Source organism: Peijinzhouia sedimentorum, from assembly GCF_049340005.1.
In the GTDB taxonomy this organism is placed as follows: Bacteria; Bacteroidota; Bacteroidia; order Cytophagales; family Cyclobacteriaceae; genus CAXBDP01.
Window position 1 is genome coordinate 435,276 of record NZ_JBMPIY010000002.1, and the last position, 26,944, is coordinate 462,219.

24 protein-coding genes and 1 riboswitch are annotated in these 26,944 nt (G+C 39.7%); of the genes, 15 read left to right on the plus strand and 9 right to left on the minus strand.

What is annotated here, in order from left to right:
* The first annotated feature begins 22 nt into the window (after positions 1-22).
* From pheT to ACOXY8_RS05185, 7 genes are all read left to right on the plus strand, one after another.
* Entirely contained in the window at positions 23-2,440 is a 2,418-nt protein-coding gene (gene pheT, locus ACOXY8_RS05155; RefSeq protein WP_458330477.1) for a phenylalanine--tRNA ligase subunit beta, read from the plus strand.
* Complete coding sequence (locus tag ACOXY8_RS05160; protein WP_458330478.1) at positions 2,440-2,736, plus strand: hypothetical protein; 297 nt, start codon at positions 2,440-2,442, stop codon at positions 2,734-2,736. The genes pheT and ACOXY8_RS05160 overlap by 1 nt, the downstream gene beginning before the upstream one ends.
* An 11-nt stretch (positions 2,737-2,747) precedes the next feature.
* Entirely contained in the window at positions 2,748-3,035 is a 288-nt protein-coding gene (locus ACOXY8_RS05165) for a cell division protein ZapA (protein ID WP_458330479.1), read from the plus strand.
* Positions 3,036-3,097: 62 nt separating this feature from the next.
* Positions 3,098-4,666, plus strand: a complete 1,569-nt coding sequence (gene rny, locus ACOXY8_RS05170; RefSeq protein ID WP_458330480.1) for a ribonuclease Y — start codon at positions 3,098-3,100, stop codon at positions 4,664-4,666.
* Between the two features lie 296 nt (positions 4,667-4,962).
* Positions 4,963-5,074, plus strand: a riboswitch (SAM riboswitch).
* A 246-nt stretch (positions 5,075-5,320) separates the two neighbouring features.
* Positions 5,321-6,643 (plus strand): O-acetylhomoserine aminocarboxypropyltransferase/cysteine synthase family protein, encoded by a 1,323-nt coding sequence (locus tag ACOXY8_RS05175; RefSeq protein WP_458330481.1) that lies wholly within the window; start codon positions 5,321-5,323, stop codon positions 6,641-6,643.
* A gap of 17 nt (positions 6,644-6,660) precedes the next feature.
* On the plus strand, positions 6,661-7,683 hold the full coding sequence (locus ACOXY8_RS05180; protein ID WP_458330482.1) for a homoserine O-acetyltransferase family protein: 1,023 nt from the start codon (positions 6,661-6,663) through the stop codon (positions 7,681-7,683).
* Positions 7,668-8,849: a homoserine dehydrogenase gene (locus ACOXY8_RS05185; RefSeq protein WP_458330483.1), complete on the plus strand. Its 1,182-nt coding sequence runs from the start codon at positions 7,668-7,670 to the stop codon at positions 8,847-8,849. The genes ACOXY8_RS05180 and ACOXY8_RS05185 overlap by 16 nt, the downstream gene beginning before the upstream one ends.
* Here ACOXY8_RS05185 and ACOXY8_RS05190 read toward each other — a convergent pair.
* The 5 genes from ACOXY8_RS05190 to sucD form a co-directional block, all read right to left on the minus strand.
* Positions 8,839-9,198, minus strand: coding sequence for a hypothetical protein (locus ACOXY8_RS05190; RefSeq protein ID WP_458330484.1), 360 nt, complete (start codon positions 9,196-9,198; stop codon positions 8,839-8,841). The genes ACOXY8_RS05185 and ACOXY8_RS05190 overlap by 11 nt on opposite strands.
* Entirely contained in the window at positions 9,195-9,416 is a 222-nt protein-coding gene (locus ACOXY8_RS05195) for a hypothetical protein (RefSeq protein WP_458330485.1), read from the minus strand. The genes ACOXY8_RS05190 and ACOXY8_RS05195 overlap by 4 nt, the downstream gene beginning before the upstream one ends.
* A gap of 12 nt (positions 9,417-9,428) precedes the next feature.
* A complete protein-coding gene (locus ACOXY8_RS05200) occupies positions 9,429-10,613 on the minus strand; it encodes a hypothetical protein (RefSeq protein ID WP_458330486.1) in 1,185 nt (394 codons plus the stop codon).
* Positions 10,614-10,623: 10 nt separating this feature from the next.
* Positions 10,624-10,800 carry a PLDc N-terminal domain-containing protein gene (locus ACOXY8_RS05205; protein ID WP_458330487.1) on the minus strand — a complete coding sequence of 59 codons (177 nt, stop codon included), beginning with the start codon at positions 10,798-10,800 and terminating at the stop codon, positions 10,624-10,626.
* Positions 10,801-10,904: 104 nt separating this feature from the next.
* Positions 10,905-11,777, minus strand: a complete 873-nt coding sequence (sucD, locus tag ACOXY8_RS05210; protein WP_458330488.1) for a succinate--CoA ligase subunit alpha — start codon at positions 11,775-11,777, stop codon at positions 10,905-10,907.
* Positions 11,778-11,922: 145 nt separating this feature from the next.
* Here sucD and ACOXY8_RS05215 point away from each other — a divergent pair, with 145 nt between their 5' ends.
* The 5 genes from ACOXY8_RS05215 to ACOXY8_RS05235 all read left to right on the plus strand — a co-directional run bounded on the left by ACOXY8_RS05215 (position 11,923) and on the right by ACOXY8_RS05235 (position 18,435).
* A complete protein-coding gene (locus ACOXY8_RS05215; protein ID WP_458330489.1) occupies positions 11,923-14,322 on the plus strand; it encodes a penicillin acylase family protein in 2,400 nt (799 codons plus the stop codon).
* A gap of 213 nt (positions 14,323-14,535) precedes the next feature.
* Positions 14,536-14,922: a hypothetical protein gene (locus ACOXY8_RS05220; protein WP_458330490.1), complete on the plus strand. Its 387-nt coding sequence runs from the start codon at positions 14,536-14,538 to the stop codon at positions 14,920-14,922.
* Positions 14,923-15,066: 144 nt separating this feature from the next.
* The gene (locus tag ACOXY8_RS05225) at positions 15,067-15,324 is read left to right on the plus strand and encodes a hypothetical protein (protein WP_458330491.1); all 258 of its coding nucleotides are present in this window, start codon (positions 15,067-15,069) and stop codon (positions 15,322-15,324) included.
* A 177-nt stretch (positions 15,325-15,501) separates the two neighbouring features.
* A complete protein-coding gene (locus ACOXY8_RS05230; RefSeq protein ID WP_458330492.1) occupies positions 15,502-16,980 on the plus strand; it encodes an SLC13 family permease in 1,479 nt (492 codons plus the stop codon).
* Positions 16,981-17,400: 420 nt separating this feature from the next.
* Positions 17,401-18,435 carry a DUF4407 domain-containing protein gene (locus tag ACOXY8_RS05235; protein WP_458330493.1) on the plus strand — a complete coding sequence of 345 codons (1,035 nt, stop codon included), beginning with the start codon at positions 17,401-17,403 and terminating at the stop codon, positions 18,433-18,435.
* Positions 18,436-18,449: 14 nt separating this feature from the next.
* Here the strand turns inward: ACOXY8_RS05235 and ACOXY8_RS05240 are convergent, their stop codons facing one another.
* From ACOXY8_RS05240 to ACOXY8_RS05250, 3 genes are read right to left on the minus strand one after another with little or no spacing between them, the layout of a single operon-like run.
* Positions 18,450-19,721: a replication-associated recombination protein A gene (locus ACOXY8_RS05240; protein ID WP_458330494.1), complete on the minus strand. Its 1,272-nt coding sequence runs from the start codon at positions 19,719-19,721 to the stop codon at positions 18,450-18,452.
* Positions 19,718-20,740 carry a threonine aldolase family protein gene (locus ACOXY8_RS05245; RefSeq protein ID WP_458330495.1) on the minus strand — a complete coding sequence of 341 codons (1,023 nt, stop codon included), beginning with the start codon at positions 20,738-20,740 and terminating at the stop codon, positions 19,718-19,720. The genes ACOXY8_RS05240 and ACOXY8_RS05245 overlap by 4 nt, the downstream gene beginning before the upstream one ends.
* 2 nt (positions 20,741-20,742) lie before the next feature.
* The gene (locus tag ACOXY8_RS05250; protein ID WP_458330496.1) at positions 20,743-21,666 is read right to left on the minus strand and encodes a glycerophosphodiester phosphodiesterase family protein; all 924 of its coding nucleotides are present in this window, start codon (positions 21,664-21,666) and stop codon (positions 20,743-20,745) included.
* 156 nt (positions 21,667-21,822) lie between these two features.
* Between ACOXY8_RS05250 and ACOXY8_RS05255 the strand changes: the two genes are divergently transcribed.
* The 3 genes from ACOXY8_RS05255 to ACOXY8_RS05265 all read left to right on the plus strand — a co-directional run bounded on the left by ACOXY8_RS05255 (position 21,823) and on the right by ACOXY8_RS05265 (position 25,828).
* Positions 21,823-22,452, plus strand: coding sequence for an L-threonylcarbamoyladenylate synthase (locus tag ACOXY8_RS05255; protein WP_458330497.1), 630 nt, complete (start codon positions 21,823-21,825; stop codon positions 22,450-22,452).
* Positions 22,453-22,525: 73 nt separating this feature from the next.
* The gene (locus tag ACOXY8_RS05260) at positions 22,526-23,173 is read left to right on the plus strand and encodes a WbqC family protein (RefSeq protein ID WP_458330498.1); all 648 of its coding nucleotides are present in this window, start codon (positions 22,526-22,528) and stop codon (positions 23,171-23,173) included.
* 114 nt (positions 23,174-23,287) lie between these two features.
* Entirely contained in the window at positions 23,288-25,828 is a 2,541-nt protein-coding gene (locus tag ACOXY8_RS05265) for an ATP-dependent Clp protease ATP-binding subunit (protein WP_458330499.1), read from the plus strand.
* Between the two features lie 294 nt (positions 25,829-26,122).
* Here the strand turns inward: ACOXY8_RS05265 and ACOXY8_RS05270 are convergent, their stop codons facing one another.
* On the minus strand, positions 26,123-26,914 hold the full coding sequence (locus tag ACOXY8_RS05270; protein ID WP_458330500.1) for a tetratricopeptide repeat protein: 792 nt from the start codon (positions 26,912-26,914) through the stop codon (positions 26,123-26,125).
* Positions 26,915-26,944: the final 30 nt, after the last annotated feature.

Consider the following 26,944-nt stretch of genomic DNA (forward strand, 5'->3'; position numbering starts at 1 on the left):
TATTTCATTTTGACTTTTTTTCATGAAGATATCATACCATTGGCTCAAGGATTTCATTAAAATCGAAGAAAGCCCTGAGCAAATTGCAAATATACTAACTGCCACTGGCCTCGAAGTAGAAGGAATTGAGAAGTACGAGCCCATAAAAGGCGGCCTAGAAGGCTTAGTAATTGGCGAGGTGATGGAATGTAGCCAACATCCAAATGCAGATAAACTTAGTCTTACAAAAGTGGATATTGGCGAAGCTGAATTGGCCTCAATTGTATGTGGCGCGCCAAATGTTGCGACAGGGCAAAAAGTGATTGTAGCCACTGTAGGTTGTACACTTTACCCAAGCTCGGGTGAGCCATTCAAAATCAAAAAGAGCAAGATCAGAGGGGAAGCATCAGAAGGCATGATTTGCGCAGAAGATGAAATAGGTCTGGGAAGTTCGCATGCTGGCATCATGGTACTCGACACCAATTTACCAAATGGCACCCCCGCTGTTCAATATTTTGACTTACCAAATGACATTGTATTAGAAATTGGACTGACTCCTAACAGAGCAGATGCAGCATCACATTTGGGTGTAAGTAGAGATCTAAAAGCTGTACTCGGTAGAGAAATTTGTCTGCCTGCGATTCCAAATCTACCAAAAGCAGAAAGCCAATCGAAAGTTGAAGTAAAAGTAGAAGATACCGAAGGCAGCATTCGCTACAGCGGCATTTCAATCAGTGGTTTGAAAGTAACTGAATCGCCAGAATGGCTTAAACACAGATTACAAGCCATTGATTTAGAACCAATCAACAACATTGTAGATATCACAAATTATGTATTGCACGAGCTTGGACAGCCATTGCATGCATTCGACCAATCAAAAATTACCACTGGAAAAGTGGTAGTGAAAACCTTGGCTGCGAATACGCCATTTGTAACATTGGATGATAAGCAACGCAAACTTGGCCAAGCCGATTTGATGATTTGCAATGGCGATGAGCCAATGTGTATTGCAGGAGTATTTGGCGGAATAAATTCTGGAGTAACTGAAAGTACCACAGAGATATTTTTAGAAAGTGCATGCTTTCATCCAGGCAGGATCAGAAGCACAGCTAATCATCATGGATTGAAGACAGATGCATCATTCAGATTCGAAAGAGGTACTGATCCAGAAATTACCCTCAAAGCAATGTGGAGAGCGGCTTCACTTATTTGCGAAATAGCGGGAGGTAAAATCGCCTCCGATGTTATTGATATTTATCCAAACCCTGTTACTAAACCTGTAATTGAAGTTAGCTACAAGAATATAGATCGCCTTATTGGCAAAGTGCTTCCAAGAGAAGAAATCAAAAGAATTCTGGTAGCCTTGGATTTTGAATTGAGTAAAGAAAGTGATTTAGGATTTACGGTACTGGCGCCAACCTACAGAGTGGATGTAACGAGGGAGGCTGATGTCATTGAAGAGATATTGAGAATTTACGGTCTCGACAATATAGAGCTCGCAGCGAAAAATCAAACAGAGTTTTTGGCTGAATTCCCAAAAGTAGATTCCTCCCGCCTTCAGCAAGATATCAGCAATATTCTGGCAGGCATGGGCTATTCAGAAATCATGACTAATTCATTGACTAAACCAGATTATAGCCAAAAAATTGATGGGTTTGATCCAAATGAAAATGTTGAAATCCTTAATAAACTAAGTGAAGAATTGGGAGTAATGAGGCAACATTTGGCTTTCACCGGAATGGATGTATTGGCTCATAATCTAAACCATAGACAGTGGAATTTGAAGCTTTACGAATTCGGCAAGACTTATAAAAAACTCTCTGATGGCAGTTATCATGAGCAAGAAAAACTAGTCATCTATTTGGTAGGAAATAAAAGCGAGGAGAACTGGATAGAAAAAGAAAGGCGAGCCGCTTTTCATGATTTGTACCAAGTGGTTAGTAATATTTCAGTGAAATTAAATCAAAGAGATTTGCAAACTACTCCAACCAAAAATCCGATGTATGCCTATGCATTGGACTTGGCAAATAAGGGTGGAAGCCTTGCATTACTTGGTCAGCTACATCCAAAAGTGGGCAAATTGGCTGGAATCAAAGAAGAAGTATTTATGGCCGATATCGATTGGCAGGAATTACTCAGCCAATTTAATGAAAACACTAAACTCCAGGAAGTTTCGAAATTTCCAGAAGTTAGAAGAGATTTATCATTGGTTGTTGATAAAAAGGTAAGCTTTTCGGATATTCAGCAAATTGTAGCAAGAAAAGAGTTTTGGCTTATCAAGAAAGTGAATGTTTTTGATGTGTATGAAGGCGATAAAATCGAAAGCGGGAAAAAAGCCTACGCATTAAGTTTTATTTTGCAGGACAGTCAGCGAACCTTAAATGAAAAGGATATAGACAAGACGATGGCTCGTTTGATAAAATTATTTGAAAACGACCTCTTCGCATTGATAAGAAAATAATGAAAGAACACCAATTGGACGCATCAATTCTTCAACTTGAAGAAAAGCTTCATAAGTTATTAGACTTGCAAAATAGCCTCAAAGTAAAGGTTTCTGAGCTGGAAAGTGAGAATATAAAACTTAAAAATGAGCTTGAAGAAAAAAGCGAAAAATTGGATAATTTTCAAAATAAGTGGAAATTAGCTAAACTTGTAGAAGGTATTCCGGCAGAAAAACGAAATACTACTGAATTGAAGAAGATTATCAGCGACTATATCAAAGAAATTGATTTCTGTATAGCGCAACTTGGCAAATAATATATACCTGAATGGGAGAACTTTCAATTAAAATTAAAATATTTGACCGAGAGTATCCGATGAAGGTTAAACCCGAGGATGAGGAGAAAATAAGGACGGCATGTAAAACTATCAACGATATGTTGAAGGGTTATTCATCTCGTTTCAAAATAGACGATAAGCAAGATTTACTCGCAATGGTGGCATTTGATAGCCTTGTAGAGAAACTAACTGCTGAAAAATCTATTTCAGGAAAATCAGAATTTCTTAACGATAAGTTATCAGAGCTGAATGGACTGTTAGATAAATCCCTTGGTTGAAATTTAGCCCAAATCTTTAGAATCAATAGCATCGTTCCTTCTGCCCATAAACATAAATAAAAATGGGTGAAAGTGTAATAATTGGACTGATTGCCGCTCTTGTGGGCCTGGCTATTGGTTATTTGGTAGGTAAAAGCCTGCTAAGCAAAATAAGAAAAGAAAAAGAAGAAGAAGCTGAAGAAAGAGCAAAACGTATTTTAAAAGATGCTGCTCAAGAAGCGGAAACCATCAAAAAGGATAAGATCCTCGAAGCAAAAGAGAAGTTTCTCAAGCTTAGAAGCGAATTTGAAGAAGAGTCGAATAGGAAAAAGAATATCCTATTGACCAATGAAAATAAGCTGAAGCAAAAGGAACAAATGCTAGCCAAGCAAATGGAGCAAACCAAGCGCAGGGAAGCAGAAATTGATAGTATCAAAGAAAATGTAGCTGCACAGCTGGAAATTGTAGGTCAGAAGAAAGAAGAGTTGGAAAAAGCGATTGCAGAGAAAGTTTCTGTACTGGAAAAAGTAGCCAACCTCAGTGCCGACGAAGCTCGCGAACAGTTAATTAATACCTTGCGAGATGAAGCTCAAACAAAAGCTGCCTCACATATCAAGGATATTATTGAGGAAGCAAAACTTACCGCGACTAAAGAAGCCAAGAAAATCGTAATCAATACTATACAGCGTACTGCCACAGAGCATGCTGTAGAAAACTGTGTTTCCATTTTCAATATTGAAAGTGATGACATCAAAGGTAAGATTATCGGACGAGAGGGTAGAAACATCCGAGCGCTTGAAGCTGCTACTGGCGTAGAAATAATCGTGGATGACACGCCTGAAGCAATCATCATTTCAGGCTTCGATCCGGTGCGTAGAGAAGTTGCTAGACTTTCCCTTCACAGATTGGTACAAGATGGCAGAATACACCCTGCTCGCATAGAGGAAGTAGTAGCCAAAACGATGAAAAACATCGATGATGAAATCGTTGAAATTGGTGAAAGAACAGTAATTGATTTAGGAATTCACGGATTGCACCCAGAGCTTATCAAAATGGTAGGCCGTATGAGATTCCGTTCATCTTATGGTCAAAACCTATTGCAGCATAGCCGCGAAACCGCCAAGCTTTGCGCAACAATGGCTGCAGAACTTGGACTCAACTCCAAACTTGCCAAGAGAGCAGGCCTACTTCACGATATAGGAAAAGTATGGCATGAAGAACCAGAATTGCCTCACGCTATTTTGGGGATGGAACTGGCCAAAAAATACAAAGAGCATCCGGAAGTTTGCAATGCCATAGGAGCTCACCACGACGAAATCGAAATGACCAGTCTTATATCACCAATTGTTCAAGTAGGTGATGCGATATCAGGCTCCCGCCCAGGCGCACGACGCGAAATGATGGAATCTTACATCAAGCGACTGAAAGACTTGGAGGCATTGGCCTTAAACTTCGACGGTGTGAACAAAAGTTATGCAATACAAGCAGGACGCGAACTTCGTGTGATGGTAGATGCTGATAATGTATCTGATGAAAAAGCGAAGCAAATAAGCTTTGACATCTCGCAAAAAATCGAAAAAGATATGCAGTATCCTGGTCAAATTAAGGTGACGGTAATCCGAGAAATGAGATCTGTAAGTTTCGCTAAATAGATATCTAATCAACCAAAATAATGAAAAGCTCTTCCAAATTGGAAGAGCTTTTTTGGTTTTATTTCCTCCCACTTTTTTCCTCCCAATTCCTTGAAACTACTCTTAAATTGATTTTCACTTCCAAAATCAATTGGGTTTCAAAAATATTTCAAAAAATATTTTCTTATGTAGAAACCTATATTTCAATTAGTTAAGACAACAAAGATTGGAAATCATAATATTTTTTGCTTTAGGCCATTTGGACAATTCAATTTTCATCCTCTACATTTGTAGCATCATTCCTCGTGAGAGCGATTGATTTATAAAGAAGAGGTGAGAGACAGGCTCGATGACCCTCTGGCAACCTGCATAGCTTAACAGCAAGGTGCCAATTCCTGATTTCGACAAGGTGTCGGAAGAATATAAAACAGTTGCAATATGAACACACAATACACGCACAATTTTGTCAATTTAGATTCCGCACATGTTGCGCAAATCTCTTTATTTCTATCAATTCCTCCTCGCATTCTAAGCTTCAACAGTTGTTGTTGCCTGATGTCTTGTTGTTGCTAATTCCGAGTAATTCGCATCATTTCTATTGCTGAAATATCTGCCTGCAAATGGCTGATAACATATCCCTAAACTATCCTTTTTCCACAATCTAATTCCACAAAAATGTCAATTTCAACAAATTACCGATTCGAAACCCTGCAATTGCATGCAGGCCAAGAAGCCGATCCAACCACTGGATCACGGGCTGTTCCCATTTACCAGACCACTTCTTACGTGTTCAATAATTCCGAACATGGCGCTAATCTTTTTGCGCTAAAGGAGTTTGGTAATATTTACACACGCATCATGAATCCAACCACCGATGTGTTTGAAAAGCGCGTGGCGGCATTGGAAGGCGGCGTGGCGGCATTGGCTGTAGGCTCTGGGCAAGCCGCACAGTTCATTGCGATCAACAACATCCTTCAAGCCGGCGATAATTTCGTAAGCACAAGCTATTTGTATGGCGGAACCTACAATCAATTCAAAGTTGCATTCAAGAGATTGGGCATTGAAGTGCGCTTTGCAGATGGAGATAAAGCAGCTTCATTTGAAAAGCTGATAGACGAGAAAACGAAAGCGATTTATATAGAATCGATCGGCAATCCAGGATTCAATATTCCTGATTTCGAAGCAATTGCATCCATCGCTCAGAAAAATGAAATTCCATTGATCGTAGATAATACTTTTGGAGCGGGAGGATACTTGGTGCAGCCGATAAAGCATGGCGCAAATATCGTGGTGGAGTCGGCTACAAAGTGGATAGGTGGGCATGGCACTTCCGTTGGTGGAGTGATTGTGGATGCAGGCAATTTCAATTGGGCTAATGGCAAATTCCCACAATTTACTGAGCCTTCTGAGGGCTATCATGGGTTGAAATTCTGGGATGTATTTGGAGAAGGCAATCCTCTTGGACTTCCAAATATTGCCTTTGCCATTCGTGCTAGGGTTGAGGGTCTGCGAGATTTTGGCCCTGCATTGAGTCCATTCAATTCATTTCTTCTACTGCAAGGCTTAGAAACGCTTTCGCTACGAGTGCAAAAGTCGGCGGACAATGCTTTGCTTTTGGCACAATGGCTGGAAAATCATGAAGCTGTAGAATATGTAAACTACCCTGGATTAACTTCTAGTCCATATCACGCATTAGCCAAAAAATATCTTCCGAATGGCTTTGGAGCGGTGCTCTCATTCAAATTGAAGAACGGCAAAGAAGCTGCTGATGAAGTGGTAAATAATTTGGAATTGATAAGCCACGTGGCAAATGTTGGAGATAGCAAAACACTCATCATTCATCCGGCTACTACTACCCATCAGCAATTGAGTGAAGAAGAGCAAAAAGCTGCAGGAGTTGCGCCTGGCTTATTGAGAGTTTCTGTAGGTTTTGAACATGTGGAAGATATCAAAGCAGATTTTGAGCAAGCATTTTCGAAGGCAAACAAACAGGTTTAACCTAAAATTTCAGCGAGTTGACTAAGCGCAAATTCATATACAATAAGCCATTCAACTTGGAAAGTGGCGGACAATTACCACAACTGGAAATAGCCTATCACCATTTTGGTGCAGAGATTTCGGATGGCAAGCCCATCATTTGGGTGTGCCATGCACTTACTGCCGACTCGAATGTATTGGATTGGTGGAAAGGCCTATTTGGAACTGGTGATTTATTTGACCCCGCCGATTTCACCATTATTTGCGCAAATATGCTTAGCTCATGCTATGGGAGCAGTTCGGCACTCTCCTACTCTGAGGAATTGGGCAGACTTTGGTATCATGACTTCCCAAGTGTAACCATCCGTGATATTGTACGAGGACACGATTTGCTCAGACAAGAATTGGGCATTGAGCAAATTGAATTGTCAATTGGTGGCTCCACAGGTGGTCAGCAAGTATTGGAATGGGCTATAATGCAACCTAAGGTATTCAAGCAAATATGCGTTTTGGCCAGCAATGCTTTACACTCTGCTTGGGGGAGAGCATTCAACGAAACACAACGAATGGCTATAGCCGCAGATCAAACTTGGCAAGAAAACAATACTGATGCTGGCAAAAAAGGCCTCGCAGCTGCGCGAGCAATCGCCATGCTTTCCTATCGCCAATACGATACTTACAAGGAAAGCCAGCAAGATGACCCAGAAGCGATCAATGACTTCAGAGCATCATCATATCAGCGCTACCAGGGACAAAAGCTTAGTAATAGATTCGATGCATTCGCTTATTGGAGACTTTCAGAAGCAATGGACTCGCATAATGTGGGCAGAGGAAGAGCCAGTATAGAAAATGCCTTGGCGCAAATTGAAGCTGAGGCCATCATTATTGGTATTTCTAGCGACGTACTTTTTCCTCCCGCCGAACAGCAGCTGATTGCGAAACATATTCCTCAGTCACATCTCAGCATCATGGATTCCCTATACGGGCATGATGGCTTTTTAATTGAAACAGAAAAAATTACCAAAATTCTAAGACCTTTTATTACATGCAAAAACAGTTAAAAATTGGCCTCTTCGGTTTCGGTGTAGTTGGCGGTGGCTTGTACGAAGTGTTGAAACAGACTCCGGGTTTCAAAACGGAGATATTAAAAATTTGCGTGAAAGACCGCAAAAAGAAAAGACCTGAAGGCATCGATATTTTCACCTTCGAGAAAGATGATATTTTGGGAAATCCGGATATTAACCTTGTGGTGGAATTGATAGATGATCCCGATGAAGCATTTGAAATAGTGAAAACTGCCATGCAACGTGGCAAAGCTGTTGTTTCAGCTAACAAAAAAATGATTGCTGAGCATTTAGAGGAATTGCATGCGCTGCAACAAGCATATCGAGTTCCCTTTCTATATGAAGCTTCTGTCTGTGGAAGTATCCCAGTAATTAGAAATTTGGAAGAATACTACGATAATGACTTGCTCAGCAGCATCGAAGGTATTTGTAATGGCACCACCAATTACATCCTCACTCGAACGATCGAGGATCATAAAAGCTATGAAGAAGTACTTGCTGCAGCCCAAAAACTAGGTTTTGCAGAAAGCAATCCCAAATTGGATGTGGAAGCTTTCGATCCGAAATTTAAGCTCACCATTCTGATTGCGCATACCTTTGGCTTATTTCTTAGCCCAGAGCAAATCTTCAATTATGGCATTCAACATTTGTCAATAGAAGATACCAATTATGCACGCGAAAAAGGCTTGAAACTCAAACTAATTGCAAAGGCCTATCGAGATAATGGAAAAGTACATGGCTGGGTAATCCCTGAATTTGTAAGTGATCAAAGCCACTTTTACCATGTTCACAATGAGTATAATGCGGTGCAAATTGGTGCCGCATTTACAGATAGTCAGTTTTTTATTGGCAAAGGTGCTGGCAGCTTCCCTACTGCCTCAGCGGTATTGTCCGATATATCGGCGCTCTCTTACGAGTATAAATACGAATACAAAAAAGCTCGCCAAAATCGATCAGCTGAATTCTCAAATGATTTGCGCATTAGGTTGTATATCAGATACAAAAATGAAGAAGATTTGAACGAGCTTGAATTAATTGATGTCGAAGAATCTTATATCAACAAAAATTATCGCTACAAAATAGCGCATGTGAGTTTGGATAAGCTAAAAGAATTTGATCCAGCTTCTAGAGTTATATTCATTGCTCATCATCCTATTTATTGAGGAGAATTTGAAAGCAAAATCCACCTAAGGCGTAGGCGGCAAAATCGAATGGATCATAATAAAATTTGGCGGATAATAGTGGAAAAATAAACTCACCAACCAAAGCAACATAAATAGTAAGGGCAATGACCTCAGACAGAAAAAGGCGGGAGGGAATTGCCCTTTTTGCTAAAAACCAATTGCGCTCAAATTGCCATGCTCCCAGCAATACAATAGGCGCAACAAATGGATCTAGATAACTATCAATAAATGGAATATAGATACCAAATCCATATTGCAGAATTTGGTGAAGTAGGAACAAGCACACAAAATACCAATAGAGCTTGGAATAGACTGCCAACGGACTCATCCAGCTGCGAAGAAAGTGACCAAAAGAATGATGAAAACAATAGGCGAAAAGGCGATGACAAATATACTTGCGATAGTGCGCGTGAGAATATGCAACAGCTTTTGAAGCACATTTTGATTAGGACGAAATTTCAGCCATTCAAAATATTGAATGGCCCAGTCAGCAATTTGCTCTCTGAGCAAAATCAAGAATGGTTTCTCATCTTCTGGCTGGCTCATTTAGTTTAAGCTTTAATTTACCTGAACATCAACCTTAATCTTTTCAAAGTCCTTGTAATCATTAACTTTAAGGGTCAGTACTTTTTGATCCTTCCCATCTCCAAATTCAATTTGGTAATCTTCACCCTCTCTTAGAAACATCGCAAAATAACCATCTTCCGAATGGCTATACACCCAAGCCTCAATTTCTGATGATTTTAAATTTATTGCTTTGATTACTATTTCTTTGGGCTTACCATTTTTCTGTCGCAATATGGTTCCATTTAGCTCTTTTACTGGAGCAGGTAAAAAACTCTTATCTAGAAAAGTTGTCTTTGGGTTGCCAATGTCTGAGACAGAATCTCTCTCAATAAACATGGCAACATTAGAGCCAGTAAGCAAATTCAGATAAGAATTTGATGGCTTTTCAAATAAACTATCGGGAAGAGGAATACCTTTCTGCCAACCGTTCGCTGTTTTCTTTGCCATCAAAATTTTGACTTTATTATCAAAAGCTGAATCTGCGCTAAAAGAATGTGTGAAATAAATCGTTTTACCATCGGCACCAAAAAAAGGCGCATACTCTTCTCCAATAGTGTTAATATTTTCTCCCAAATTCACTGGCTCAGTCCATGAATTTTTGCCAGAACGATGAGAAATAAAAATGTCCTGAGAGCCAATGCTTTTATCGTTTTCAATTGCCAATAACATCAGATGTCCATTTGGATGTACATAAAAGTCAGAATACTGACCTCTGATTTCTAGATTTTCTATTTTTTGAGTATCAGGGAATCTCCATTTTCCTTTCACCTTAGTGGACATTGATAATCCAGAGCCAGGACTACCCTTATCATATTTATTTAATAGATACAAACTTCTGTTGTCTGCTAACAAAGAAATAGGGGCATTAGGAAAATCATTATTGATTGGTTTTCCTACATTTTCTGCCTCTGTCCAATTACCATTTTCAAACTTCGTAAGATAAACATCGCCTGGATCTTCTAGCCCGCCAACATTATCTTCAACATATTTTAAACTAAAAAATAATAATTTTCCATCGTGACTAAAGACTGGTTTTGCTACACCTGTATAGCTTGGTTTGAAGTCTATTTCGGGTGGCTCTTTGTATATTTTCAAACGAAGCTGAAAAGAATAGACTGAGGTACAATTAAAAAATAGTAGTAAAAGGACTAGACCTCCACAAGTAAATTTTCCCATCTAAGTGATTTTATCTCGTACTCTTCCCTCTGCCAATTAAAAACCAAAGAATAGTGCCCACTAATGGTAAAAATATCACAACCAAAATCCAGATAAGCTTATCTGTACTTGATGAAAAACTACTGCGGAGCACATCTATCAAAGTGAATATATAGATGATTGTGCCTATGATGCCAAGTCCAAACATGGTGGTAAAAATTTGTGATTGATAAATATGATTAAATGTGAACTAAACTAAACAAAAAAAGCGAACCGAAGCTCGCTTTTTTCAATTTTCCATCTAAAATAAAACTATTTTCCTAGGGCTTTCAATACCATATCGCCAATTTCAGCTGGAGACTGTACTACCAAAAGACCACACTCTTCCATTATTTTCATTTTTGCAGCTGCAGTATCATCTTCACCACCTACAATCGCTCCCGCATGACCCATTCTACGGCCTGGAGGTGCTGTTTGTCCGGCGATGAACCCAATTACAGGCTTAGTACCATTTTCTTTGATCCATTTTGCAGCCTCAGATTCCATGCTTCCACCAATTTCACCAATCATTACGATAGCTTCAGTTTCGGGATCGTTCATCAATAACTCTACTGCTTCTTTGGTAGTAGTTCCAATAATTGGGTCGCCACCTATGCCAATACAAGTGCTTTGGCCTAGACCAGCTTTAGTAATCTGATCCACAGCTTCGTAAGTAAGTGTACCTGAGCGGGAAACAATACCAATACTACCTTTGCGGTGGATAAAACCTGGCATGATACCAACTTTAGCTTCACCTGGTGTAATCACTCCAGGACAGTTTGGCCCAACCATACGTACATCTCTATCAGAAAGATATTCCTTCACTTTGATCATATCCTTTACTGGAATTCCTTCGGTAATAGTAATGATTACAGCTATACCTGCATCAGCAGCTTCCATTATAGCATCAGCTGCAAAAGCGGGTGGAACAAAAATCAATGAAACGTTAGCACCAGTTTTTGCAACAGCTTCTGATACTGTGTTAAATACTGGACGATCCAAATGCGTTTGACCGCCTTTGCCTGGAGTAACACCTCCAACTACATTCGTTCCATACTCTATCATCTGACCTGCGTGGAATGAACCTTCGGAACCTGTAAAGCCCTGTACTATTATTTTCGAATCTTTATTTACTAATACACTCATGTAGCGAATTTTAATTTTTCACAAAAATAGAAGATTTGACCGCTTACACAAAGGAGAATTACAAGCGATGACAATTCATTACAAATCCTTAAAAAAACTAAACCGTGATTCTATTTTTTTCTAATTTGTAGCAAATTCAATTCATATGCTCAAAAAAGTACTCCTAGGCCTTGGCTTGGTGATTTTACTACTCATCATTGCGGTTTTTATTGGCTACAATTCACTCAAACCTAGCTATAAAGGCAGCCAAAAATTAGACGGATTACAATCCGAAGTTGAGATTATTTTTGATACATACGGCGTTCCACACATAACTGCTCAGTCAGAAGAAGATGCTCATTTTGCTTTGGGCTATGTGCACGCACAAGATCGGCTATTCCAAATGGAAATGTTGAGACGCGTAGCATCCGGAAAATTGTCTGAAATATTCGGCATGGATTTGCTAGAAACTGATCAATTTTTTCGCACGTTGGGAATATCCCTTCAAGCGGAAGAAGCCATTGAACAATTTTGGACGGATGAGCAAGATGAACCTTGGCAAATAAATACGCTGGCTTACCTCAAAGGCATAAATCAATTTATCGAAAAAGGGCCTAAACCTGTTGAGTTCCACCTGTTGGGTATTTCCATGGAGCCATATACTTTGCAAGATGTATATCTCACCACCGGTTTTATGGCTTTTGGATTTGCTGAAGGTTTTAGAGAAGATCCCCTAGTAAGTACTTTGATGAACAAATTGGGTGGAGATTACTTAAATGACTTGATAATTGACTGGGAAGAAATGGCTGAAAAAATTCCAGTTTATGACCCTAAGATGGAACAAAATCTTCTTTCCATTTCCACGCATACAAAGCAGTTATTAGATAATTTACCTGTTGCACCTTGGTTGGGCTCCAATAGCTGGGTAATTGGCCCGACAAAAACAGCGGGAGGTAAAGTCCTTTTTGCAAATGATACGCATATGGGTTTTAGCCAACCTTCTGTATGGTACGAGGCACATATTGAAGCTCCCGGCATGAGCAGCTATGGCAATTACGCTGCTGGCTTTCCCTTCCCTATTTTAGGGCACAACCGTTACATGGCAGTTGGCCTCACTATGTTCGAAAATGACGACACTGATTTCTTTATCGAAAAACCAGTGGAAGGCAATTCTAATCAATATTGGTATGGTGAAGAGAAACTCAATTTTTCCTCCCGTACAGAAATCATCAAAGTGAAGGATAGCGATGATATTAGCTTCGAAGTGAAATCCAGCAAACATGGCCCAATCATAAACCCTGTGATTCCAGAGATATCTGCCATTTATAATCAGCCAGTGGCAGTTTCGTGGAGCTATTTACAATTACCCAATCAAAATCTACAAGCCACATATAATATTATAAAAGCAAACAACATGGAGGATGTGAAAAAAGGCGCTTCTATGATTAATAGCCCTGGCTTAAATGTAATGTATGGAGATGTGGACGGAAATATCGCTTGGTGGACTACAGCCAAACTTTGGCAAAGACCAGAAGGCCAAAGTGGTAAACTATTCCTCGACGGAAGCAATCCTGCCGAAGAACCAACAGGTTTTCTGCCTTTTGAAATGAATCCTCATGCCGAAAACCCACCTTCTGGATATGTGTATTCTGCAAACAATCAGCCTGAAGGAATGGACGACCAACTATATCCTGGATATTATGTACCGGAAAATAGGGCTAAGCGAATAACACAATTGCTAAATGAGGAAAATGATTGGACTATTGAGAAAATGAAAACTATGATCAATGATGTCCATGCTTCTGAAGATCTTCATATTAGCAAATCACTTATTCCATTGTTGATGGAAAAAGACTTATCTGAACAGGAACTTTCCGCGCTGAGTTTGCTGAAAAACTGGGATGGTAATTACAGAATGAACAGTCAAGGCGCAGTGATTTTCCAAAAGTGGATTTACCTTATTCAAAAGTATGCATTCGAGGATGAAATGGGGCAAGAGCTTTTCGATACATATATCGGAAGTCACTTACAAAAGCGTAGCATTAGAGCTTTTGTAGAAAATGACAGCAGTATTTGGTGGAATAATGTAAATAGCGAAATCAAAGAACAAAGAAGGGATATTGTAAGCAAAGCGTTTACGGAGACCATACAGGCATTAGAAAATCAACTTGGCAGCAATCGAGATAATTGGACGTGGGCAGAGGTCCACACTGTAGAACATCCACACCCCTTTGGAGAAAATGAAAGTTTAAGGAAATACTTCAATGTGGGACCAATTGCCCTGAAGGGTGGAAATGAAGTGATAAATAATATTGGTTTCGCACCTGACTCAAGTGGATATTACAAGGCCACTTTTGGTCCAGCAATGAGAAGGATTATTGACATGGGTCAGATTCAAAAATCATGGTCTGTGCTACCAACAGGGCAATCAGGAAATATCTTAAGCGAGCATTACAGCGACCAGGCGCAAATGTATGCTAATGGAGAATTTAGATATCAACTAATGGACAAAACAGATATTCAGCAACATCAAAAAAGCAAACTGATGCTAGTTCCTTCTAAATAACTAAGAGAATCTCAACCTCCCGCCTTTTTCAAACAGGTGTTCGATACTGAAATAAAACTGTCCGATAACGTACGCTATCGGACAATTTTTGTTTTATGGAATAATGTATAATTATCTGTTTATCAATTACTTAATGAATTTTTCTTTTCATGGCACGTGGCTTGGCTATTGTCTGGCATAAACGGAACGAAAAAATCAAAAATTTATATAGTCATGAAAACTTTATCATTAACAATCCCAAGTCAGAAAAACTTAAGTGCAATGATCGCCATCATCTTGGCAATGCTTGTACTTATGAGTGCAAAAGTGAATGCGTCTGACACACTAAAAGCCAAACCAACTGTAAAAGAACAGAACTGGTTGGATTTGAGACTCGAAGCTGAGTTGTTGGAAATTTCTCAGCAAATAGAAAAAGCTGTTAGTCCTACTCTTCAACTTGAAAAAACCTTCAGGATAGTAGATCAGAATAACGAATTGGTGTATGAAGGCACAGAAAAGAATATGCTGATCATAACTGATAAAAAATTGAGCAGCTTGCTCCGCAAAAGTTCGCTACTAATTGACTACCAAGGCGTAGCGCACTACATGATCGAAAGATAATGTTTTGGGTTCGAAGAGGAAGATGGCTGCAATACCCACCGTTTGCAGCCAAATTCTTCCTCAATAGAATTTTTAATGAAATATTATAACTAATTTTGAAACAGGATAACAACAATTGCGTTATCACAAAGAACTCCGACAATCATGAAATCACTCTTCAGACCAAGTCAAAAAAATTTATGCGCTCTATTTGCCTTATTGATGGCTGGAGCAATAACATTGCAGGCTTTTAATCCATCAGCAAAAATGGATAAATTCATTGCTTCTTCAACAGAAAAAACTATGACAATATCGTCAGCTACTGAAGAAGATAAAGACCAAGATAGTTTCACTAAAATGGTTCGCATGAGCTTAGTCCCAGCTCTTTCGTTAGCTGCAGTTAAGCAGATTCTGAAAAAATAATAATTAAGCAATCCTTTGTTGAAGCTGGCTCGAAAGATCCAGCTTTTTTTTTGCTCAAAGATTAACCACTACAGCCATACAGAATTTTTGTCATCTAAAAACCATTTTGTGAAACGGCCAAAAAAATAGAAATTACCCTTTCTAATAAACCTTAATCAACAGAGGCTGGCCGCATAGATGGATTTGAACACTTCTTCTGAATTTTCAATCTCAAAAGCAATTGGGCTCATCGCTGGCCCATTAGTTTTTATTTTTCTTCTAAATACTGCTGCTCCAGATGGTCTCAATCCAGAAGCTTGGAAAGTTATAGCCCTCGCTACTTGGATGGTCGCTTGGTGGATTACCGAGGCAATGCCGCTACCCGTAACGGCACTTTTACCTATGATTGTCCTACCAATGCTTGGCATATTTTCACAAGAAGAGGCCTCTACGCCTTATGCAAGCCCAATAGTATTCTTATTTATGGGCGGATTTCTGATTGCATTGGCAATGGAAAAGCAAAATCTCCATTCGCGAATTGCGTTAAACCTTATCCGAGTAATCGGCACCAATCCCAATGGCATAATCCTAGGCTTTATGGTCGCCACCGCCTTTCTCAGCATGTGGATTAGTAATACAGCCACAGCTGTGATGATGCTGCCAATTGCCATGAGTGTGGTAAAACTCCTTAGTGAACGAATAGCTGAAGAAAATCAAATCGGGGTGAAGAACTTTTCGCTAGTGCTTCTTCTCAGTATTGCCTATGCTGCAAATATTGGTGGCACAGCAACGATAATTGGCACACCACCCAATGTGGTAATGGTCGGCTATCTCAATCAATTTTACGACTACGATTTGGCGTTCGGAAAGTACTTACTTGTGGGCATTCCAGCCGCTGTCGCTATGTTGGCAATTACATATCTATTGCTAACCAAAATACTTTATCCCAATAAAATAAAAGGGCAAAAAGATACCGGAGAGTTAGTTACAAGTAAGCTTCTTGCATTGGGCAAAATAAGCAGAGCTGAGTGGTTGGTAGCCATCATATTTGTGCTCACCGCTTCGGCATGGATATTTCGCTCACCGATTAACAATATGATTGGCAGTAATTTCCTCAACGACACCCTTATCGCAATGGCAGGAGGAATATTGATGTTTATCGTCCCAGTAAATTTCAAAAAAGGCGAATTCATTATGGATTGGTCTGCGACCAAAGAATTGCCATGGGGTATTTTACTGCTTTTTGGTGGTGGACTCACACTTGCCAAAGCCATGGAAGTAACGGGAATCATACAATCAGTAGGAGAAGCCGTATCAGGCAATAGCCAATGGGAGCTTTGGCTTCTCTTGCTTGTACTCACTAGCATAATGCTATTTATGACAGAGCTTATGAGCAATGTTGCACTTTGCGTAATTTTCCTTCCTGTAGTTTTAGGCATCGCTGATGGCCTCAATATTCCTCCACTCATGTTGGCTATTCCAGTAACGCTAGCATCGAGTTATGCTTTTATGATGCCCGTATCCACACCGCCAAATGCCATTGTGTATTCCAGCGGCTTTATCAGCATGAAACAAATGGTGAAAGCCGGCTTTATTCTCAACTTGATTTCCATTATTATACTAATGATTTTGAGTCAGACTTTGATTCCTTGGGTTTATGGGGAAGAGGGTTTTTGAGGAGAAAATTGGAGCACAAAATAAAAGAAGGTTATAGAAACTGGATTTTGATTGATGGGTTGACAAACACTGGAAGATTGATGGTTTTCATCTAAATTACTCCTTTGAACTAATCAAAACCTCTTTTCACTTCCATCAAAATTCTATCAACCGCAATGAGCGCTGAGTTTTACGCGAAGATTTGCAAAGTTTATGATTACTTCTCTGCGTTCATCTGCGTAATCTGCGGGAGAAAATTGCCCGCAGATGTCGCAGATTTACGCAGATGGTTCCGAAAAAAATATCCAACCAATTTTCAAACCTTTCCCACCCCCAAAATCACCCCATCAGTCGAACAAATCGGGCGGTTAATCGAATTTTGTTGGAGATAAAATATGCAAGTAGCTTATTCGTTAAGCTTGAACAAAATCCTCCCGCATTATGCAGCAATTCTTCCTTTTCTGTTCTGGAGTTTCCAAGGGCTATATCAAAAGATGCCCAAGTGAAATTAATAAATACTGTGGCATTGGTGCCACCATATTCTTTACAGCCGTTTTTGCCTTTCTGGCTTCGGCTTATGCACTTTTCACCATTAGCGAAAACATTCTCCTTTCCATAGGATTTGGACTGCTATGGGGTGCTATGATATTCAATTTGGATCGCTATATAGTATCGAGCATGAAGAAAAGTAAAAGCCGTCAAAGTGAATGGGCAATGGCTATTCCTCGTTTGCTCTTGGCAATTGTATTAGCAATCGTGATTTCCCGCCCACTCGAACTCAAGATATTCGAGCCAGAAATTGCCTCTGAGCTTGTATTGATGCAGCAGGAATTGAAAAAAAACCAAGAAGCAAGTATTTCTGCAAGATTTACCAATACACTCGCCAGCTACGATAGTGCAGTACTCGATTGGGAACAGAAAATAGCGTCTGCTCAAAACCGGAAAGATATGTTGGCGGAAGAAGCTCGCAAAGAAGCCGATGGAACAGGCGGCTCAATGCAGAAAAACTTAGGCCCTATTTACCTACTGAAAAAAGCGGATGCAGATAAAGCTGAAGAGGAATTTAAAAGCTTCGAAGCTGATGCGAAAATGAATATTGCTCAATTGCTTGTGGCGAGAGATAGCGTATATCAAAAATTGCAAGCCGAATTATTAACCCTTGAAGGCGATCGCTACGATGGAATGGCAGCAAGGCTGGAGGCATTAGGCAGATTAGGTGAGAAAAATTCAGTAATGGCTACTGCCAGTTGGTTTATTTTGCTGCTATTTATTTGTATAGAAACAGCACCAATATTTGTGAAATTAATTTCACCGAGAGGCCCTGTAGATGAAGTACAAATGAGTCATGAGCACGTATTCGTAATCGACCGAATCCAAAAAGTCTCGCAGATGAATCATCAAACCAACGAGAAACTGAGCAAATGGCATAAGAACTATATGCCTGATGAAATCGCATTAAATCCTGACATCACCTAGCAAATAAGCTGATTTCAATAGTCGTATTTATCCTTCCAAAGTTTTTGGAGCTGTTTACGAAACTCTTCCTCCCGCGCATTTTTGCCTGGATCGTAAAACACGGTATTGCTTAGCTCATTGGGCAAAAACTCTTGGAAAGCAAAATTTCCAGGATAGTCATGTGAATATTTGTAGCCTTTGCCATAGCCTTGATCTTTCATAAGGCGGGTGGGTGCATTTCGGATAGGCAAGGGAACGGGCAAATCTCCAGAATTACGCACTTCGGCCAACGCTTTGTCTATTCCCAAATAGGCCGCATTGCTTTTGGCGGAGCAAGCCAAATAACTTGCACATTGCCCTAACACAATGCGAGCTTCCGGATAGCCGATCATGGCAACAGCTTGAAAAGTAGTGGTTGCAAGCAATAGCGCATTTGGATTTGCATTACCAATATCTTCTGAGGCTAGAATCACCATTCGGCGAGCAATGAATTTTACATCCTCCCCGCCTTCTATCATTCGAGCCAGCCAATAAAGTGCGGCGTTAGGATCGCTTCCTCTTATGGATTTGATAAATGCCGAAATGATATCATAGTGTTGCTCGCCCGATTTATCATAAATAGCGATTTTTTGCTGTGCGATTTTCATCACACTTTCATCGAGAATTTCTTCTCCCTCACTCAAATGATCTACAACGATTTCTAGTAAGTTCAATAGCTTACGGGCATCACCACCTGATATGCGAATAAGTGCTGCCGTTTCTGTGAGAATAAGTTTCTTTTTGGCAAGCACTTCATCTTCTTCAAGTGCTTTTTTCATCAAACCAATCAAATCGGCTTCGTCAAGGGCTTTGAGAATATACACTTGACAACGAGAAAGTAATGCAGCATTTACTTCAAACGATGGATTCTCTGTAGTTGCTCCAATTAGCGTGATATACCCTTTCTCCACAGCATGCAATAGTGCATCTTGCTGGGACTTGTTGAAGCGGTGAATCTCATCGATAAAAAGGATAATCCGACCCGTATTTTTTGCTCGCTCTATTACCTCCCGCACATCTTTTACGCCAGAACTTACTGCGCTCAATGTGGCAAAAGGCGTTTTCACCTGCTTAGCGATAATATTCGCCAAGGTGGTTTTACCAACGCCTGGCGGTCCCCATAAGATGAGCGACGGCACATGTCCTGATTTTATTACCGAACGCAATACACTTCCTGGCCCCACCAAGTGTTGCTGACCAATAAGGTCGTCTAGCGACTCAGGTCTGAGACGCTCCGCTAATGGTGCCGATGAAGCAAATAAACTCATGGCTCGAACCTTTGCAGTATATCTATTGCTTCTTCCAATTGCTCGTCACTAAAATCTAAATGCGTAACCAAGCGAATCTGCCCTGGCCCGAAAAGCACACCACCAATACCTGCTTCATTTAGTTTGGCTAGAATTTCCTTATTGTTTAGGCTAGGGATTAAATGGAAAATCACAATATTGGTAGCAACTGGGCTTACTTTTTCTACCCAATTCAAATTGGCTAAAACTTCACCTAATTTGGACGCTTTTGCATGGTCTTCTTTAAGCCTGCTTATATTATTATCTAAAGCATAAATGCCTGCTGCAGCTAAGTATCCTGCTTGGCGCATTCCTCCACCTAGTACCTTACGTACTCTACGTGCTTTACGAATTTTTTCTGCTGACGAAAGCAAAACAGAACCTACCGGGCAACCCAAGCCTTTGGATAAGCAAATGGAAATAGTGTCAAACAATTGACCGTATTCTAAGGGATCATTGCCTGTTTCAACCAATGCATTGAAAAGCCTTGCTCCATCCAAATGCATCGCCAATCCGTTTTCTCTAGCCATTTTGCTGATCTCACGGATTGTTGCCATTGGATAAATTGCGCCACCACCTTTATTCATTGTATTTTCTAATGCAACTACCCTACTAAGCGGACGGTGCACATCATCAGGGTTATTAATCGCACCTTTAATATCTTCGACACTCAATATCCCATTTTCGCCTTCGAGCAAGGCAACAGAAATATGAGAATTTGCCATCAGACCACCACCTTCATAAAGGTAAATATGAGAGTACTTGTGGCAGATCACTTCGTCCTGTGGTTGGGTTAAAATGCGAATGGCGATTTGGTTGGTCATGGTACCACTTGGGCAAAATAGTCCAGCTTCCATTCCGAAATAGGCTGCTAATTTCTTCTCCAACTCATTTACAGTTGGATCTTCTCCAAACACATCGTCACCCACTTTTGCCGCCATCATGGCTTGCATCATTTCTGGTGTAGGACGGGTTACGGTATCGCTTCTTAAATCTATCATACTTAGTTTTTGAAAAATCTTTGGTAAAATCTGCTTTCGGTATTAATCAATGGTGCTAATGCTTTGGCTGCTTCTACCGGTCTGTCAGTAGATAGGATATCTGCTCCATTCCGGATTAGATTGGTGTATAATTCATCGCCATTTGTTGCTGCGCTTCTGTCTAAGTTGCCCATCGTGCCTAGTATGCAGTAAATTCCTTCTTTATGTAAAATTTCATATAGCTCAGCATCTCTTTCGGATGTACCTACAAAGGCCACAACATTTTCTGCTGGAATACCCGATTTACGCCATTGCTCTATTGCATCCATACTACCAAGAGACATCGAAATAGGCAAATCAGGAATAAGCTCATGCACTTGCTTTGCCGCATCCATATTATATGTAATCATTATCGACAAATGACTCGTTTCAGTTTCTACGATCAAATCTGTAACTTTTTCAAGTGGCACACCACTCTTAACATCCAATGTAAATACCACTTTACCTTTGCCCCATTCTAATACCTCCCGCAATGTTGGCACTTGGAAGTCTGTGAGATTACCCTCATTGTCTTTCAAATACAAAGATTGAACATATTCTAAGGTCACTTCATTTACACGACCAGTTCCATTAGTTGTTCGGTCGAGTGTATTATCATGCATCATTACCAAATGACCATCTGCTGTCATCACAATATCACATTCGATAATCGCATGCGTGTACTTTATCGTATTCTCAAAAGTCTCAATACAGTTTTCGGGAAAGCCTGTCATAGGCCCACCTCTATGTGCAGAAATCATCGGCACACGGTTTTCATTCCATTTAAGAAATAAGGAAGTTTCCGCTGCATTGTTAATAGAAATCGTTTTGAGCTGTTGAGCCTGGGAACTACAAGCTAGCCCAAAAAATAAAACGACGTACAGAAATGATAAGATGCGCTTTTGCATAATAAATGGATTTTAATTCGATGGCTAAATTACAAAATGGCGGGAGGATAATGTTACATCAAACAATAAGGATTTGATTAATTTCGATTTCTTCTGCTTGTATTTGTCAACCGTCTGAAATAAAAAAAGCGTAACTTTGAATAAATAAGTATAAGTATGTCTGCCGAATTTATACGTCTGTACGAGGAAAATCCTGAGGATAAAAAGATTGATCAAATTGTGGAAGTACTCCGTAATGGATGTGTCATCATTTACCCAACGGATACAATTTATGGTATGGGTTGCGATATTTTCAATCAGAAAGCTGTCCAAAGAGTCGCTCAGTTGAAAGGTGTAAAACCTGAGAAAGCTAATTTCTCAATTATTTGTAGCGATTTGAGCAATATCTCAGAATACGTGAGGAACCTAAGCACTCCCGTATACAAGGTAATGAAAAAGGCACTTCCTGGGCCATTCACATTCATCCTAAATTCCAGCAGCAAAGTACCTAAAATACTGAATACCAAAAAAAAGACTATAGGTATTCGTGTTCCTGATCATAAAATTCCTCGATTGATTGTAGAGCGATTGGGCAATCCAATTATCACCACTTCCATACGAGATGAAGATGAAGTTATTGAGTATTCTACCGATCCTGAACTCATTTATGAGAAATTCAAAAATCAGGTGGATATAGTGATTCACGGAGATTACGGCAAAAATGTAGCCTCCACAGTGATCGATTGCTCTGGCGATGAGATTGAAGTAATACGTGAGGGTCTGGGTAATATTGATGATTTTTTGTAGAAGTAAATCCTTATTCATAAAAAAAGAAAACAACCAAAGTAAATGGAGCATGCTCCCTAGGTAAAAATAAACAGTGCCTAATAATATCGAAGCCCACACCGCCCTTATCGAACTTCATTACTTTCCATGTATAGCTTGGTTCGCTCAACTATTGCGATTTGATACAATCATGCTTGAAACGCAAGAGAGTTTCTTAAAACAGAGTTACAGAAACAGATGCTATATCCAAACAGCAAATAAGGTTACTGCACTTTCCGTCCCTGTAAAAGGCAGTAGCAAACAACCCATCTCCGAAATTGAAATAGATTATTCACAAAGGTGGACTGATATACATTGGAGGACGATCCAATCGGGTTATGGCAATGCACCATACTTCGAGTTTTTCGAAAATGACATCCGCCAAATACTGGAAGCCAAACCCTCCCGCCTTTTAGACTTGAATAAATTAGTACTGACAAATTGTCTCAAATTATTAAATATCAAAATTAATTTAGAATATTCGCAAACATTTGAAAAACAGACTGAAAGAGGCGTCACCGACTTGAGAAACAGTATTAGACCCAACAAATCATTACCTGATTCTTTAGAATTTGATCCCATGTCATATTACCAAGTGTTTGGCGCAGACTTTGTAAACAATCTGTCGATTCTAGACCTCCTCTTTTGTGAAGGCCCTCAAGCCAAATCGTTGTTGATGGCATCTATCAAAAAGAAGCATTGAACAAATGTAGGCTATAGTACGTTTTTCCTACATAATTTTTATCCTTCCCAAGGTGGTATTTTCGAATTGAATCATTTACATTTAGCAAGTACAGACGCTTTATAGATACAGAATATGGAAGCAAAATTTTCGAATAGAGTAAAAGAAGTAATATCCCTAAGTCGCGAAGAAGCATTGCGACTAGGGCATGATTATATTGGCACCGAGCATTTGGTGCTTGGATTGTTGCGGGAGGGTGAAGGTGTAGCCGTTTCTCTTCTTAAGAAATTAGGCGTTCCATTAGATGAAATGAGACAGTCTTTGGAAAAAGCGACCAAAGGAACTGCATCTCATAATGTAAAAAATCTAGCGAACATCCCACTAACCAGACAGTCTGAGAAAGTACTAAAAATCACATATTTAGAAGCAAAAATATTTAAAAGTCAATTGATTGGAACTGAGCATTTATTGCTATCAATTCTTCGGGATGAAGACAGTATCCCAACCCAAGTGATGGAAAAATACAATGTGAGCTATGATGTGGTAAAAGAGCTTTTGGAGTATCAATCTGACAGCCCAATGGCGGCATCTGATACTGACGATAGCGATGACGATAGTAGCAAAGTTTTCGGTAGTTCTGGAAGTTCTGCTGGTGGAGTTGGCGCATCAAAAGGTGCTGAAAAATCCAAAACTCCAGTGCTAGACAATTTCGGTCGCGATTTGACTAAACTTGCCGAAGATGGCAGATTAGATCCAATAGTCGGTCGTGAAAAGGAAATTGAAAGAGTGGCGCAAATTCTTAGTCGCCGTAAGAAAAATAATCCAATACTAATTGGTGAACCGGGTGTGGGTAAAACGGCTATTGCCGAAGGGCTTGCCTTGAGAATAATCGAGAAAAAAGTATCGAGAGTACTGTTCAACAAAAGAGTTGTAACGCTTGATTTAGCTTCACTGGTTGCGGGCACAAAATATCGGGGGCAGTTTGAGGAAAGAATGAAAGCAGTAATGAATGAATTGGAAAAATCGAAAGATGTAATCCTGTTCATTGATGAATTACACACTATTGTTGGTGCGGGAGGAGCTTCTGGCTCATTGGATGCCAGTAACATGTTCAAGCCTGCACTATCTCGTGGAGAAATCCAATGTATAGGTGCGACCACCTTAGATGAATATAGACAATATATTGAGAAGGATGGAGCTTTAGCCAGAAGATTCCAAATGGTAATGGTAGACGCTACAACGATAGACGAAACCATCCAAATATTGGAAAACATTAAGGACAAGTATGAAGAACACCACCATGTGAATTACTCTCAGGAGGCGATAGAAGCTTGTGTTAAAATGTCCGACAGATACATTAGTGATCGTTTTCTTCCAGATAAGGCTATCGATATTTTGGATGAAACTGGCGCACGAGTACACATCAAAAATATACACGTTCCTGAAGATATCGAGCAGCTAGAAAAGGACATTGAAGACGTAAAGAAAGATAAAAATAAGGTTGTAAAAAGCCAGAAATACGAAGAAGCGGCAAGACTTCGCGATAAGGAGAAAAAGCTTCTTGAAGAACTTGATGCGGCAAAACTTCGCTGGGAAGAAGAAACCAAAAATCAACGCTACACAGTTGACGAAGAAAATGTAGCAGAGGTTATTGCGATGATTACTGGTATCTCAGCCAATAGAATTGCTCAAAATGAAAGTGCCAAACTAATGAAAATGGGCGAAGCACTTGCAGGTAGAGTAATTGGTCAAGAGGAAGCAATCAAGAAATTAACGAAAGCTATACAACGTACAAGAGTAGGTTTGAAAGATCCGAAAAAGCCAATTGGCTCATTCGTATTCTTAGGGCCAACTGGCGTAGGTAAAACGGAGCTAGCGAAGGTGCTTGCCACATATTTATTCGACAAAGAGGATTCTCTAATCAGAATCGATATGAGTGAGTATATGGAGAAATTCTCAATCTCTCGTTTAGTAGGAGCGCCTCCAGGCTATGTTGGATATGAGGAAGGTGGTCAATTAACTGAGAAAGTTCGTCGCAAGCCTTATTCTGTAATCCTTCTTGATGAAATCGAGAAAGCTCACCCAGATGTTTATAATATCCTACTTCAAGTATTGGACGATGGTATTTTAACAGATGGACTTGGGCGAAGAGTTGATTTTAGAAATACCATCATCATTATGACATCAAATATTGGTGTGCGTGATTTGAAAGATTTCGGTGCGGGCATTGGTTTTGCAACACAAACCAAGCAAGAAGCAATGGATGATCTTATGAAAGATACTATTCAAAAAGCGCTTAAGAAGACCTTTAGCCCTGAATTCCTAAACAGATTGGATGATGTGATCGTGTTTAACTCTTTACAAAAAGAGCATATCCACAAAATCATCGATATTTCTTTGGGTAAGCTTTTCGTTCGTATCAAGGATTTAGGGTACTCAATTGAGCTTACTGATAAAGCAAAGGATTTCTTATCTGAAAAAGGTTACGATCCACAATATGGAGCAAGACCTCTCAATAGAGCTATCCAAAAATACTTGGAAGACCCTATCGCTGAAGAAATTCTAAAAGGTGAAATCCAAGTTGGCGATACTTTACTTGCGGATCATGTAGAAGGCGCTGAGGAATTAGTGGTAACGCTACAAAAAGGTTTGGTAGATAAAGACGCAGAGAAATAGATTTAATTCAAAAAATGTATATCGAAAGGCTGTCTATTCATTTAGGCAGCCTTTTTTTGTGGATGTTGAATCGACCTAACCTCCATAGTTGGGACTCTGTGGAGGATCAAAAAAATTAACTAGAAAGAAAATGCATAATCTTGGGAAGGAAAATATCACGCAAAGCCACGAGGTCGCGAAGAAAAAAGCACAAAGACTTAGCGCCTTGGCGACTTTGCGTGAGTATGCAACAAAGAAAAATACTTAAAGGATAGATTCAATGAAGAAAATCCAATTGAATTCAACTTAAAAAAACTACCTACAATACTCCTCCAACAAGCGAATACTAGTTTCATCACCTTTTTTGGCCAATCTACTTAATTCTTGGCAGGCTGTATTTGTGTTTCCTGTACGTGCGTAGGATATTGCACGGTGTACAGCTGCTCTATCATTGTCTGGCTCAAGTTCTAGCAAGCGGGTAAAATCTCTGATACTTCCAGCATAAAAGCCTTCTCCAATATAACAGATCGCTCTATTATAGAGAGCATTGGTATCATCCTCATTTTCTTTCAAATAATAGCTTAGGTCAATTACTGCTCCCAATATATCGCCATATCTTGCACGAGCTATTCCACGAAAATACCTCCCGCTCAAATTGTCTTCGTCCAGCTCTACAGCATTTTCCATTGCAACGTAAGCATCTTCCCTTTCGCCCAATTTTATGTAAGCTCGTCCAAGCATCAAATAAGAATCGAAGTCCTTTATATTGATACTGGAAGCATTTTTAAAATCAATGGAAGCACCTTCTATATTTTCTAAACCCCAGTAGCACATTCCACGCGTGAAATAATAACTATAATTTCCTTTATTAATTGAAATAGCTCTATCCAAATCTACTATAGCCTCTTCATACATCTCCAACTCTTGCTTGGCTCTAGCCCGCTTGAATAGCGTATGCTCATCATATGGGCTATATTCTATAGTGTAGTCAAAATGCTTGATGGCTTGCTTGTATTTCCCTTCAGCAAATAACTCATCACCCGATTTTTTGTGATCGGTGCAGCCAAGCAAAGTCGCAAGAGATAATAGAAGAAAAATTGTCCTCATAGGACGAAATTAATTATTTAGTTTCTAATC

Bases quoted from the DNA above. Each gene is read 5' to 3' on its own strand.
- pheT (WP_458330477.1), top strand. From the start codon at position 23: ATGAAGATATCATACCATTGGCTCAAGGATTTCATTAAAATCGAAGAA.
- ACOXY8_RS05160 (WP_458330478.1), top strand. From the start codon at position 2,440: ATGAAAGAACACCAATTGGACGCATCAATTCTTCAACTTGAAGAAAAG.
- ACOXY8_RS05165 (WP_458330479.1), top strand. From the start codon at position 2,748: ATGGGAGAACTTTCAATTAAAATTAAAATATTTGACCGAGAGTATCCG.
- rny (WP_458330480.1), top strand. From the start codon at position 3,098: ATGGGTGAAAGTGTAATAATTGGACTGATTGCCGCTCTTGTGGGCCTG.
- ACOXY8_RS05175 (WP_458330481.1), top strand. From the start codon at position 5,321: ATGTCAATTTCAACAAATTACCGATTCGAAACCCTGCAATTGCATGCA.
- ACOXY8_RS05185 (WP_458330483.1), top strand. From the start codon at position 7,668: ATGCAAAAACAGTTAAAAATTGGCCTCTTCGGTTTCGGTGTAGTTGGC.
- ACOXY8_RS05190 (WP_458330484.1), bottom strand. From the start codon at position 9,198: ATGAGTCCGTTGGCAGTCTATTCCAAGCTCTATTGGTATTTTGTGTGC.
- ACOXY8_RS05195 (WP_458330485.1), bottom strand. From the start codon at position 9,416: ATGAGCCAGCCAGAAGATGAGAAACCATTCTTGATTTTGCTCAGAGAG.
- ACOXY8_RS05200 (WP_458330486.1), bottom strand. From the start codon at position 10,613: ATGGGAAAATTTACTTGTGGAGGTCTAGTCCTTTTACTACTATTTTTT.
- ACOXY8_RS05205 (WP_458330487.1), bottom strand. From the start codon at position 10,800: ATGTTTGGACTTGGCATCATAGGCACAATCATCTATATATTCACTTTG.
- sucD (WP_458330488.1), bottom strand. From the start codon at position 11,777: ATGAGTGTATTAGTAAATAAAGATTCGAAAATAATAGTACAGGGCTTT.
- ACOXY8_RS05215 (WP_458330489.1), top strand. From the start codon at position 11,923: ATGCTCAAAAAAGTACTCCTAGGCCTTGGCTTGGTGATTTTACTACTC.
- ACOXY8_RS05220 (WP_458330490.1), top strand. From the start codon at position 14,536: ATGAAAACTTTATCATTAACAATCCCAAGTCAGAAAAACTTAAGTGCA.
- ACOXY8_RS05225 (WP_458330491.1), top strand. From the start codon at position 15,067: ATGAAATCACTCTTCAGACCAAGTCAAAAAAATTTATGCGCTCTATTT.
- ACOXY8_RS05230 (WP_458330492.1), top strand. From the start codon at position 15,502: ATGGATTTGAACACTTCTTCTGAATTTTCAATCTCAAAAGCAATTGGG.
- ACOXY8_RS05235 (WP_458330493.1), top strand. From the start codon at position 17,401: ATGCAGCAATTCTTCCTTTTCTGTTCTGGAGTTTCCAAGGGCTATATC.
- ACOXY8_RS05240 (WP_458330494.1), bottom strand. From the start codon at position 19,721: ATGAGTTTATTTGCTTCATCGGCACCATTAGCGGAGCGTCTCAGACCT.
- ACOXY8_RS05245 (WP_458330495.1), bottom strand. From the start codon at position 20,740: ATGATAGATTTAAGAAGCGATACCGTAACCCGTCCTACACCAGAAATG.
- ACOXY8_RS05250 (WP_458330496.1), bottom strand. From the start codon at position 21,666: ATGCAAAAGCGCATCTTATCATTTCTGTACGTCGTTTTATTTTTTGGG.
- ACOXY8_RS05255 (WP_458330497.1), top strand. From the start codon at position 21,823: ATGTCTGCCGAATTTATACGTCTGTACGAGGAAAATCCTGAGGATAAA.
- ACOXY8_RS05265 (WP_458330499.1), top strand. From the start codon at position 23,288: ATGGAAGCAAAATTTTCGAATAGAGTAAAAGAAGTAATATCCCTAAGT.
- ACOXY8_RS05270 (WP_458330500.1), bottom strand. From the start codon at position 26,914: ATGAGGACAATTTTTCTTCTATTATCTCTTGCGACTTTGCTTGGCTGC.